The organism is Blastopirellula sp. J2-11 (assembly GCF_024584705.1).
GTDB lineage: Bacteria > Planctomycetota > Planctomycetia > Pirellulales > Pirellulaceae > Blastopirellula.
The window spans coordinates 3,984,521-3,996,775 of sequence record NZ_CP097384.1 but is presented as its reverse complement, the minus strand read 5'-3'; the positions used below and the strand labels follow the sequence as shown (position 1 = coordinate 3,996,775).

Annotated in this window: 7 protein-coding genes and 1 tRNA gene; 6 read left to right on the top strand and 2 right to left on the bottom strand. The window is 55.4% G+C overall.

Features of this window, described 5'->3' with window-relative positions; translation table 11 throughout:
- Positions 1-56: 56 nt before the first annotated feature.
- On the top strand, positions 57-1,529 hold the full coding sequence (locus M4951_RS15885) for a hypothetical protein (protein WP_262022633.1): 1,473 nt from the start codon (positions 57-59) through the stop codon (positions 1,527-1,529).
- On the opposite strand, the gene M4951_RS15880 is transcribed toward M4951_RS15885, so the two are convergent.
- Together M4951_RS15880 and xylB are read right to left on the bottom strand one after the other, a co-directional pair.
- A complete protein-coding gene (locus M4951_RS15880) occupies positions 1,518-2,477 on the bottom strand; it encodes an ornithine cyclodeaminase family protein (RefSeq protein ID WP_262022632.1) in 960 nt (319 codons plus the stop codon). The two genes, M4951_RS15885 and M4951_RS15880, sit on opposite strands and share 12 nt — an antisense overlap.
- A gap of 30 nt (positions 2,478-2,507) precedes the next feature.
- Positions 2,508-4,034, bottom strand: a complete 1,527-nt coding sequence (gene xylB, locus M4951_RS15875) for a xylulokinase (protein WP_262022631.1) — start codon at positions 4,032-4,034, stop codon at positions 2,508-2,510.
- A gap of 234 nt (positions 4,035-4,268) precedes the next feature.
- On the opposite strand from xylB, the gene M4951_RS15870 reads away from it, so the two are divergent.
- From M4951_RS15870 to M4951_RS15850, 5 genes are all read left to right on the top strand, one after another.
- Positions 4,269-5,681 (top strand): ABC transporter substrate-binding protein, encoded by a 1,413-nt coding sequence (locus M4951_RS15870; RefSeq protein WP_262022630.1) that lies wholly within the window; start codon positions 4,269-4,271, stop codon positions 5,679-5,681.
- A 128-nt stretch (positions 5,682-5,809) separates the two neighbouring features.
- Positions 5,810-5,882, top strand: a tRNA-Ala gene (locus M4951_RS15865).
- Between the two features lie 601 nt (positions 5,883-6,483).
- Complete coding sequence (locus M4951_RS15860) at positions 6,484-8,640, top strand: peptidase domain-containing ABC transporter (protein WP_262022629.1); 2,157 nt, start codon at positions 6,484-6,486, stop codon at positions 8,638-8,640.
- 530 nt (positions 8,641-9,170) lie between these two features.
- Positions 9,171-10,055 carry an HlyD family secretion protein gene (locus tag M4951_RS15855; RefSeq protein ID WP_262022628.1) on the top strand — a complete coding sequence of 295 codons (885 nt, stop codon included), beginning with the start codon at positions 9,171-9,173 and terminating at the stop codon, positions 10,053-10,055.
- 125 nt (positions 10,056-10,180) lie between these two features.
- Positions 10,181-11,698, top strand: coding sequence for a TolC family protein (locus tag M4951_RS15850; RefSeq protein WP_262022627.1), 1,518 nt, complete (start codon positions 10,181-10,183; stop codon positions 11,696-11,698).
- The last annotated feature ends 557 nt before the right edge of the window (positions 11,699-12,255 follow it).

Here is a 12,255-nt window from a genome sequence, read left to right as displayed (position 1 = left end):
TTGGTAGTGGAAGCGACTGCATTGGAAGTACTCGACACAAAACGGAGTGGGCCGCAGTGTCTATCGCTCGAAATTTATTTGTTCTGGGGCTGATCGTTTGCGTCGGCTACTCGGGGTATGTGATTTATCGGAAGCATTACAGCGGAGCAGATCGCTCGCCGGAAGCAACGGCGCTCGACGAGGCTCCCTTGTTCTCGCCAGATTCGTTTCCCACCCTCGGAAGCAACGCCAAGACGCAGCCGCCGACCATTGTGTTGTCGACCAACGCAGCGCCGTTTCCCAATCCTGCCGAAACCGCCATGGTTGATGCGCAGCCGGCGGCGCCCCCGACAATCGCGCCCCTAGCGACTGCCGCGGTCTCGTCGGCAACGGCAGGGATCGAGACGCTAACTTCGGCCGAGTTGCTGATCGAAGCCGAGCAATCGCTCGCCGACGGGAAGTCGCTGCGCGCCTATCGCACGCTTTCGTTGCTGTTGCAGCGTGAAGACTTGAGCGCGGAAGAACGAACCAAGACGCTCGCGTTGCTCGAGCCGCTCGCCGACAAAATCGTCTTTGCGCCGCACAAGCATTTGGCGCTGCCGGCCATCACGATCAAGACTGGCGTAACCGTCGAACAAATTGCCAAAGAGCATCATGTTCCAGCGTCGTTTCTACGGGCGATAAACGGCTTGTCCGCCGATCAGCAACCGGAACTGGGCGATGCGTTGAAAGTGATCGACGGTCCGTTGACGCTGCAACTGCATGCCGTTCGCCAAGAACTTACGCTGTGGATCAACAATGGGTTCGCGCGACGTTATATGTGGAGCGATCTGCCTGCGAATCTGCAAAACGGTCCGAACAAAATCATCCGCCGCGCCAACGACCAGAACACGACGATCACGCTGGCCGATATCGCTCTGTATGACAGCGCCGTCGAAACCTCGCCTGATGTTTGGAAACCGTTAGCCGATCTGCTGGACGCTGAAACGACCATGCTGATCTCAGGCGTCCCGCAAGTTTCGCCGGAGAAAATTGCCGCAGAAACCGCCAGCGAAGCGAAAGTAGTTTCGGCCGAAACGCCTGCCGCCGAGCCGGTAATGCCGGAAGCGGAGTCTTCGCCAGAAACGCTTGCTCCGCTGGATGCGTTACGCGTCGAAGTTTTTTCTCCCCCCAAACCAATTGCCGTGGGCGCTGGCGCCAACTTTGGACTGCGAGTCATCAATTTGAGCGATAAGCCGGCGCCCAACGTTTCGGCGATCATCTTCTTCTCGGAAGGGCTGGAGCCGGTCAAAATCGAAGGGGCCGAAGGAAAAGTCGCCGTCGGTCAAGCCGCTTTTCGCCCGCTGACGATCGCTCCGCGTGGTCATGTCGACCTGGAAGTCTTGGCGACGGTCAATGACTATGGCCGACAGATCTATCGCGTCGAAGTCCGCTGCGACGCCTGGGACTCGCATCTGGTTTCGGAAGTCGCCGTATCGGCGCTGAACGAAGCGCCCCAGCCGCCGAAGCTGGAATTGACCGACAAGCCGCCAGCGCCGTCAAAGCGGTAATGAAACGCCGAGGCCGGGATTTGTCACGGCGCGTTGATAGAATTTTTCGGCCAGCGCGACATCTTCGATCGCCAGGCCGACCGATTTAAAGATCACCACGCTATCTTTGTTGTTGCGACCGACCGCCAGATTGGCCAGCACAGCGCCAAGTTCGACCGGCTTGTCCCAGTCGAAGTATCCTTTCTCAGAAGCGGCGACAAAATCGCCTGCTTCCAGTTTGCAGGCTTCGATCGAGTCGCAAACGATATTATCCGCCAGGCGAACCGCGTTAACGTCCAGCTCCGCTTTTTGCAGCCAGTTGCTCCCCATCGCACAGACTAGCGCTCCTTCGGCGAGCAGCGTCCCGTCAAAGACCGGCGTCTTGCTGGCGGTCGCCGTGATGACCAGCGGCAAGTCTTCGACCGCTTCGCGTGGGTCATGGACCGGAATGATCTCGATCTGCAGTTCTTCACTCATGCGGGCCGCGAACGATTGACGACGTGACTCATCGCGTGAGTAGACGAAGGCCCGCGAGAGCGGATGAACCGCTTGGATGGCCTCCAATTGCGACTCGGCTTGCCAGCCTGTGCCGAACAAACCAAGCTGCGTGATTTCGCCTGGCGCCAGATAGCGCGCGGCGACGCCGGTGACGGCGCCGGTCCGCATCTGCCCCAATCGATCCGCTTCGATCAGCGCTTTCATCCGTCCGCTTTCGCAGTCGTACAGCCCAACGTGAAACCTGGCGCCGGACGCAGTCGTCGCGTATTGCTTCCACCCGGCGACGTTCAGATAGCCGGCTGTGGCGCTCATCGAATGGAGCACGAAGCCGGGGGTGCGTGAACGATGGCGAGGAACATTCTCGGCCCCGCCGATCGCGAGTTGTCTCAGGCATTCGTCCACCACTTCCACGGCGGTGGACATGTCCAAAACCTGAGAGACTTCCGATTCGCGATAAAACCGAGGCGTCATCTGGCTCTCCTTCGCTGCGCACTGCTGAAGCTATTGGCTCAGTTCCGATATTCGCTGGAAGTCGTTTTTCAGCGATTGATATAGTCCTTGATATACCGGAAACGCCTCGTTGTAAATCTTCGCCGCTTTGCGATCGACGGCAGTTTCGTGAACAACCTGGATCGTGGCGGCGCAGGCTTCCTGGATATTCTTGTAGGCGCCGGCCCCGGTCGCGGCCAACAGCGCCACACCGTAGGCGGGGCCTTGCTCGGCGTTGATGGTGACCACTTTCTTGCCAAACACGTCGGCTTGAATCTGGCGCCAGAGGGCGCTTTTGGCGCCGCCGCCGCCGGCCCGTATCTGGCGAACCGGAACTCCCAGATCCGAGATAATCTCAAGACTGTCGCGCAGCGAATAGGCGACCCCTTCCATAATCGAGCGGGTCAAATGCCCTCGCGTGTGACGCAGCGTCATGCCGATAAAACAGCCCCGCGCGTTGGGATCGGCATGCGGAGTCCGCTCGCCGGCGAGATAGGGAAGCGTAAAGAGCCCTTCGCTGCCAGGCGAAGTATCCAAGGCCTCGGCGGTCAGCACCGAGTAGGGATCTTGCTTGCCACGGCCCGAACGAAGATCGGCACAGAGACGCTGCACGAACCATTCCAGCGTGCCGGCGGCGCAGAGGGTGACTCCCATCATGTGCCATTTGCCGCGCACCGCATGACAGAAGGTGTGCAGTCGCCCTTCAGGATCAATCGCGACGTCATCGCTATGGACGAACATCACGCCGGAGGTTCCCAGAGAACTGGCCAAAATCCCTTGCTTGACCACGCCGTTGCCGACAGCATTGGCGGCGCAGTCGCCGGCGCCGCCGACCACCACGCAATCGGTCGTCAAGCCAAGCAGCTTGGCTGCTTCGGCTGTGAGCGTGCCGGTCACTTCTTCCGATTCGTAAACCGTGCCGAGTAACGATTCGTCGAGTTCCAGTTTCGAGAGGAGCGGTTTCGACCAGGCTCGTTTCGACACATCCAACAGCAGCATACCGCTGGCGTCGCTCACTTCGGTCGCGTACTCACCGGTCAATCGTCGTCGCACGTCATCTTTCGGCAGCAGCACCTTCGCCAGGCGAGCGTAATTGCGCGGCTCGTTATTGCGCAGCCACAAGATCTTGGGGGCCGTGAATCCAGTCAGCGCCGGGTTGGCGACCATCTTGATGAGCTTGGCTCGCCCGCCGGCCCGCTGTTCAATTTCGGCGCATTCTTTAGCGGTCCGCTGATCGTTCCAAAGCAGAGCAGGGCGGATGACCTGATCTTGTTTGTCGAGGAAGACCGAGCCATGCATCTGGCCCGAGAGTCCAATCGCTTTGACTTCGCCGGGGCGCGCTTTCGCTTCTTTGACGACGCGGCGCACCGTTTTGACGACGGCGCTCCACCAATCGTCCGGATCTTGCTCACTCCACATCGGTTTGGGATGGTGCAGCGGGTAGGTGGCGCTCGACTCGGCCAAGATTTCGCCACCTTCACGAATGGCGATGGTCTTGGTGCCAGAGGTGCCGATATCGATTCCCAAATAAATGCTCACGGGGATTCCTTGGGTGCGGGGCGTTGCGAAGCTGCGATGAATGCGGATCGCCTATTGTGGCTCATTTTTGGCTTGCCACCAACGGCGCCGCCAACTTTTCTTTTTCGTGAAGTTCACCAAAAAGTAGGCCAATGCCCGCCGCCGGGCGACTCTGACCCTTTGACCCGTGGGGAACGGGCCGGCTACGATGAAGTCTGGACTATTCGAGCACTTCTCTTATGCATGCGCCGCCCCATGAGTCGCTTCTGCAGTTTCGCTTTGCTGTTGGTCACGTTGGTTTGCTCGCTGGGTTGCCCGCAGGCGAAGCCTCCCGTGGTGGAAGAAAAACGCCCTTCCGGACCGTTCAAACTGCTGGTGCTGGATGATCCCCAGCTTGCCGAAGCAATCGAGCGTGAATGGAAAGCGCGCGAAGAACGCCCGCTTGAGTTATCTCTGACTACTTCGACAGACCTGCTAAAAGGGGACAAAATCGGCGCCGACGCGGTGATTTATCCGCCGGCGTTGTTGGGCGAAATGATGCGCCGCGAATGGATCGAGACGCTGCCGGAGTCGCTGCTCGACAACGCAGCGCTGGAGATTGAAGATATCTTTCCGGCGGTTCGCCAGTCGGAACTGCAATGGAAAGGAGCCACCGTCGCCGTTCCGTTTGGCTCGCCAACGCTGGTGCTGATGGTTCGCCCAGAAGTGTTGGAAGAATTGGAACTGGCCGTGCCGGAAACTTGGAATGATTACCAGGCATGCGTCGAGCAGATCGCCGGCAGTCGATTTTGCACCGGCGACGACAAGGCATTTGACTCGCCGACGTTAGAGCCATTGGCCAGCGATTGGCGCGGAAAGTTGTTGCTGGCTCGCTCGGCCGCCTACGCCAAAAACCCGAGCAACTATGCCGTTCTGTTTGGCCTCGCTGCGGGCGAAGCGATGATCGGGCAACCGTCGTTTGTCAAAGGAGCCGAGGATTTGCGTCGCATTGCAGCGACGATTCCAGCCGAGTTGCAATCGTTGACGCCTGCCGAAGTGGGTGCGCAGTTTCTGGCTGGCAAATCAGCGTTGGCGATCGGCTGGTTGCCGCACAAGTCAGACGCGTCGCAAGGGAAGCTTGATTTTGCGCCGGACTTCGTTCCGATCCCAGGCGCCGTCGCCTATTGGAATCAGTTGACCGAATCGTGGGAGCAACGACGCGGGGATCGCCCGGCGACGGTTCCGTTTTTAACCGCCGGCGGCCGGATCGGCTCGGTCTCGACCGGCAGTCCTAGCTTGCGCGACGCCGCGCTGGGGCTGATCTTGCTCTCGGCTTTGGAGTCAGCGACGCAGGTTTCTCCCGCCAGCGATGCGACGATGGTCTATCGAAACGGAAATCTGGCTGGCGTTTCGCAGTGGGTCGACAGTCGTGTGTCGTCGGAGACGGCCAACGCCTACGGCGAAGCGATGGCCGTAGAGCTAAGCTCGAACGAAGCGATCAGCTTTAACCTGCCAGGCGTCGACCAATACCTGCAGGTCTTAGACAACAGCGTGGGGGCCATCTTGAACGACCAGGCCGACCCCCAGCAGACGCTGGAAAAAGCGGCCCAAGATTGGGACGCGATAACTGACAAGCTAGGTCGCAAGGACCAAATCAAAGCCAATTCGGCCAGCCTGGGCATCCGCTAACGGCGGGTTTTTCCGACCATTCCGATTGTCCCAGCCGCCCGCGCGAACCCCGCAGGCAGAACCCTCGTCTAACCACCGTGGGACCTAGACAGCCAAACGGCGACCCACTAAAATCCTGCAATAAGTTTGGGGCTGTAGCTCAGCTGGGAGAGCGCTGCGTTCGCAATGCAGAGGTCGTGAGTTCGAATCTCATCAGCTCCACTTGAAAGAGCCTTTCGTAAGTTATTACTGCGAAAGGCTTTTTGTGTTTCTTGGGGTGGGTGCAAAAGCTGAGATTTGCTGGGGATCTATCCTGGGGTATTCATTAACAATCGTATGCGAACGAGAGTTTTGGTCGCCTGCCAAGCGTCCAGTGGTGCTCTGTTAGGCTTGCGATGGCTTCTCGGCTTTCGGGCCGATGTACTCGTGACGCGTTTCGGTATTGCTCCAGCCGGTGATATCTCTGTCTGCAAGCGGACTCTAGCTAGCCTTGTCGCGTGGCTTTGAGCACGGAACGTCCTTCTCTTGGACCGATCTGCCGCGAACGATCACACGCGAGGGGCATCTTACGACTTATGTCGATATAGCAAATGCGGCCCAAGCATCGCTAAAAAATGGCGTGCGATATTAACAATTAGGAGGAATGTGGGGCCTTTATGGTCTGCTAGAGAAAAGGCTTCTCGATAGTTTCCATTTCACGCTCCTAACCAGTTCAAACCTGCTTGGGGGAGAGTTTTGCAATCTAAGATTTCAAGCGATCCATTTGACAGACGGCTCTCCTGACATTTGGAGGGCCGTTTCCTTGAGTGTAATGAACAGTTCCATGCCGGAAAACCAAAGCGATCCACTACCAAATATGCCGTCACAGAATGCGATTCATGTCTTGGAGGCGTTTTCTAATTCGGCACAGATTTCCTTTGATCGAATCCTGGCGGCGCGCGCGCTGGGTGAAGATCGCGATATATCTGGCGAAGATTGGCAAACTTGGTCGCGACGATTGATCGAGGCAGGGGAGGCTCTTGGTCTGAGGATTCGCTCTCTGGATTCGCCTTTGAAAGATGCGCTCATCTTTGTCGAACAGGGCATTCCGGTTGCGACTTACATCGAGCGTAGCGAGGCGGAATTAGAGTTGATTTTGATCAAGGAAGTCCGCGGAAATCGTCTGCGAGTAACAGGCGTGAAAGCAGATGAAACGGACGCTTGGATCAAGATCAAGGAACTGAATCGGCGCTTAGGTTTAACGGATGAAGATACGACGTGCTGTTGGGTTGTCGGACAAGCGGCGTTGGCGTGTGAATCGCCAAAGTCCAGTTCTCATCATGGCCCCGATCACCACCTATCTCCTTTCGCCCGCTTGCTGGGACTGTTAAAGCCTGAAAAGAAAGACATCTGGGTTATTCTTGTGTTCTCGATTGTTGTCGGCGTATTGGCGCTGGCGACGCCGATCGCTGTCGAGGCGCTGGTGAATACGGTTGCGTTTGGGCGGTATTTGCAACCAGTGATCGTGTTAGTAATCATGCTCTTCACGTTTCTGGCCTTTGCTGCAGCGATGAAAGGCTTGCTGACATTTCTCGTAGAGATAATCCAGCGTCGATTCTTCGTACGCGTTGTCGAGGACTTAGCCTATCGTTTGCCGCGAGTTGAGCAAAAATCATTCGATAATCTCCATGGACCAGAATTGGTCAATCGTTTTTTTGATGTCGTTAGCGTGCAGAAATCTTTTGCTGTATTGCTGTTGGATGGCATTGCACTGGTGCTGCAGACAATCATCGGGATGATCGTCCTCGCGTTCTATCATCCATTTTTGCTGGGCTTTGACGTCGTGCTTATCTGCTTGATTGCATTTGCAATTTTCGGATTGGGACGCGGCGCTGTGACGACCTCGATCAAAGAATCTAAGGCTAAATACGCGGTTGCAGCTTGGCTGCAAGAACTTGCCCGGCATCCTACTGCATTCAAACTAAACTCAGGGGCGCAATTTGCCCTGGATCGAGCTGATCAACTTGCGATTGACTGGTTGGATTCACGGCGTAGCCACTTTCGGGTTCTGATGCGACAAATCCTCTTTGCCTTAGGACTGCAGGCATGCGCCGCGACGACCCTGCTTGGACTGGGGGGCTGGCTTGTCATTGTTGGTGAACTGACCTTAGGACAGCTCGTCGCGGCTGAACTGATTGTGATGATCATCGTTGGTGGTTTCGCGAAGTTGGGAAAACATTTAGATAGCTTCTATGATCTGTTGGCGTCTGTCGACAAACTTGGGTATCTCTTTGACTTGCCGACGGAGTCTCGCGAGAGTCTGTTCCAAGTCGGCGACAATGCGCCTGCATCCGTTGAGCTCTCCAATGTGACCTACAAGTTCGATTCCCAAACGGCGGTGAAAAACCTGTCTCTCCGTCTTGCCCCAGGCGAATCCGTCGCACTGGTCGGACCAGCGGCTTCTGGCAAGAGTACGGTAATCGATCTTTTGTGCAGTATTCGTCTGCCGACGACGGGGCATATCAAGTTAGATGGCGTTGATCTGCGTGAGTTGCGTACTGGTTCGATGCGCGACAACATCGCGGTCGCTCGCGGCATTGAAATTTTCAGCGGTACGATCAATGAGAATGTCCATCTGAACCGTTCGCATCTGAGTTCGTTGGATGTGCATGAATCGCTTGAAATGGTTGGCTTGCTTGATGAATTCTTGCAATTGCCAGCAGGGCTGGGGACACCGCTTTCAACCAATGGGGCGTCGCTATCAACGAGCCAGGCAGCTCGCCTGATGCTAGCGAGGGCGATCATTGGCCGTCCGAGGTTACTGTTGATCGACGGCGTTTTAGATGTCCTTCCCGACGATTTGGCGGCAGAACTGATGGATAATTTATCACAACACAAGTCTTCCTGGACTCTATTGACCGCGACCGGGCGGCGTAGCGTAGCGGATGCTTGCGACAGGCGATTCGTGCTTTGTGATGATGAAATACGTCAAGAAAACTGATTGCAGCGATTGTTTTTATTGAATCGATATCAAGGGCATTAACGTCGTAGCCCGATAAACGGAGGGGGAATCCGATGAACATTAGCGGGAAGAAGCCGTTAAAAAACAGGCTGCCGGCGCTCAAATTGGTTCAATCATCAAGGAACGCATGGCGACTCGCGAACCTCCTGCTAGCTTTTCTGATTGTTTGTACGATTGCGATGATCTTTGCACCCTGGCAGCAGTCCGCCAAAGGAACTGGCAAAGTCGTCGCCTATGTTCCTCAAGAACGACAGCAAACAGTTTTGTCTCCTTCAAAGGGAGTTGTCGTGCGAGTCGCGGAAGGACTGAGGGAAGGAATGCGAGTTAAACGTGGTGAATTCATCTTGGAGCTTGAGCCTACCGCGGCGAACTTGCGAGAGCAGTTGCAGCGACAAATCCAGGATTTGGATGCGAAGATGTCTACGGCGCAAATCAAATCGGAAGTCTATGCACGGAATATCGTCGACTTCCAAGCCGCTCAAATCGCTGCAGTGTCAGGCGCGGATGAATTGATCGAAGCGGCTAAGGCAAAATGGGATGCGGAACTCAAATTGCTCCCAGGATACGAGGCGAAGAAATACCAAGCCAAACTAAACTACGAGCGTCAAAAAGGGCTTGCCGAAAAAGGGATTAAAGCGTCGGTCGAAATTGAGAAGTTCAAGAAAGACTGGGATGTCGCCAAAGCGGAGTATGACTCTTTAAAACTAAAGATCGACTCGGTTAAGGAAGAGTGGCAAGCGAAGAAGAGCGAGCGTATCCAGAAAGAGCGCGAAGCCAAGACAAAAGTCGATTACGCACGCGCGATGGAACAAGACGCATTGGGGCAGCTGGCGACCGTCAACAAAGAGAAGCGGGATCTAGAGATCAAGTCGGCGGAATTAGAGCGATTGGATATTTACGCTCCTCGCGACGGCGTTATTTTTCGATTGCCAATTTTTGAACGTGGACAAACGTTAAAGGAAGGCGACGCATTATTCACGATTGTTCCCGACGCAACGGACCGCGTTGTCGAGCTTTGGATCTCGGGAAATGATATGCCGTTAGTACGAAGTGGAGACCATGTACGCCTTCAATTTGAGGGCTGGCCCGCCGTGCAATTTGCAGGCTGGCCATCTGTGGCGGTAGGGACATTTGGGGGCGAAGTCGCAGCCATCGATCCATCGGATGACGGTAAAGGTAATTTTCGCGTTCAGGTGAAACCAACGAGTCAGCAACAATGGCCGGCGGATCGCTATCTACGTCAGGGAGTTCGCGCGAATGGCTGGGTAATGCTCAGTCAGGTTACTTTGGGATATGAGATCTGGAGGCAACTGAATGGCTTTCCTCCGGTGATTTCACCCGATGAGCCTGTCAGCGACTCCAAGGAGAAGAAGAAAGTGCCCCTGCCGAAATGAGTGAGCTCACTTCATATAGCCTGATTTGCGTTGTAGTGCTCTCGTTATTTTGCGGTGGATGTCGTTCTGGTGCGCCTCGTCCACCCAAAAGCCAGCATCGGGCAATCGCTTCGGACAACAACGAATTGCTGATTGAAGATCGCAATAAGGCTGATATGTCTGAGGTTAGCTCAACACTAGAATCCCACGCTGGTGAAATCGCACCGGCTTCGCATCTTCAAGAGATGGAGGAGCTTCAGCTATTGCCAGAACCGCTTGTTCTTCCCATGGCCGAGGCGGAGTTGCTTTTGGCGCCTGCACAGCTTGAGCTGCAAGAAGTTCTTCATTCGGTGCAAATGTCATATCCCAAAGTTCTCAGCGCCATCTTGGAACGCCAGATTGCGGATGGCAAGCAAGCGAGCGCCGCGGGAGAGTTTGACCTGAAGGTCAAAGGATTTGGAATCGCTGCGCCGATGGGGTACTACAAAACCTACCGAAACGGCATTTCATTGGAGCAGCCGCTGTACGGCGGCGGCTATGCCTACGGCGGGTACAAGATTGGAGACGGTAATTTTGAACCCTGGTACGGCGAGCGTGCAACCAATGAGGGAGGCGAATTTGCATTAGGCTTGGGGACTCCACTGCTCCAAGGTCGCACAATCGACAAACGGCGCGAGGCGCTTCTGAAATCAACTGTTGCGAGACAAGCTGTCGAACCGGCGATTCAAGCCCAGGTGCTGGAGGTCGTAAGATTGGCCTCTATCAACTATTGGTACTGGGTAGCGGCTGGCCAAGCAGTCGATGCGCAGCGAGCCTTGCTAGAGTTGGCTCAACATCGCGTGAATCAAATTGAGGAACGCGTCAAAGCAGGCGACTTGCCGCAGATCGTGCGAATCAATAATGATCAATTGATTGCTTCTCGCGAGGCTAAGGTAATCCAGTCGGAACGAAAACTTCAGCAAGCGGCGATTAAACTCTCCTTGTACTTGCGTCGTGATGACGGTGAGCCCATCATTCCGGCTGAATCGCAGCTTCCAAGGTTATTTCCCGCTTCTTCGTTACCAGACAGTAACGAACTTGCCAGCGACATCGCGCAAGCGGTTGCAGCTTCTCCCGAGTTGCGCGAACTGAACATGCAGGCTCAGCAGCTTCGTATCGAACTTGCCCGAGCAGAGAACATGCTGCTTCCGCAATTAGACGCGAGCATTCTGGCCAAAAAAGATGTTGGCGCGGCCGCTAGCCCCAAGGGAGACAAGACGCCTTTTCAATTAGAAGCAGGTCTGTACGGCGAGATACCTCTGCAACGTCGAAAAGCCCGCGGTATGATTGAATCCGTACAGGGCAAGCTTACTCAAAATGAAATCAAACGGCAGTTTGCCGTTAACCGGGTGACTGCGGCCGTCCAAGACGCCGTTTCTGCGCTGCAGGCGTCCGCAGAACGTATCAAGAGGGCAAATACAAACTTGCGTCTTGCCGCCCAAACGTTGGACCTGGGACGAGAGCAATTCAACGCTGGTGATATTGATCTGATTTCACTCAATATCTATGAGCAATCCGCAACAGACGCTCGGTTTCTCTTGATTGAGGCGCAGGCGGACTATTTTGCTGCGATGGCGGATTACCGCGCAGCACTGTCAATCGCTCCCCCTGGATCTCGCCGGTGATCGCTGCTATCTCCCATGGCTGCTGAGTGTCGAGCACGATGCGTGCTTGATGGTGAGGCCCCATTAATCGCTCCACGATTTGGCAAGCGATGAAACCTGGTTAGGGATCGTCGGTTTCGCAATCGTGTATTTCGGCAGAGACAGCGGGCGCTTTCTTCACGAACGACCATTCCCGACCATCTGCATTGGTCAATCACACTCAATGTGATTTGCAAAGCGTCGCATGTCGACTCAGACGCCAAGCATTCTACTGCTTCTCCGTGAGACTCAGAACGCAATTTGGGGAGCGGTTTCGTCCAACGTTTGATCAGGTCATCGCCCTGAATTGTCGCCGATCATAAGGGGAAGCCTTCGGCTTTCTCGTTACGGAGTTCGCAGGCAAGTTAATTTGCTATGTCGTGACTTTGGTATCTTGCGCCGACGTCGCGATTGCATTTGGCGCGAACTGGAGAGGGAAAGTGGGTAAGAAACGAACAATGCCCCGTTTTTTTCTCGTTTTCTTGAAAGGAATTCAAGCGCACTGCTAAATAGGTGCAGGCATCTATCGCCTTTTTGAT

Bases quoted from the DNA above. Each gene is read 5' to 3' on its own strand.
- M4951_RS15880 (WP_262022632.1), bottom strand. From the start codon at position 2,477: ATGACGCCTCGGTTTTATCGCGAATCGGAAGTCTCTCAGGTTTTGGAC.
- M4951_RS15870 (WP_262022630.1), top strand. From the start codon at position 4,269: ATGAGTCGCTTCTGCAGTTTCGCTTTGCTGTTGGTCACGTTGGTTTGC.
- M4951_RS15860 (WP_262022629.1), top strand. From the start codon at position 6,484: ATGCCGGAAAACCAAAGCGATCCACTACCAAATATGCCGTCACAGAAT.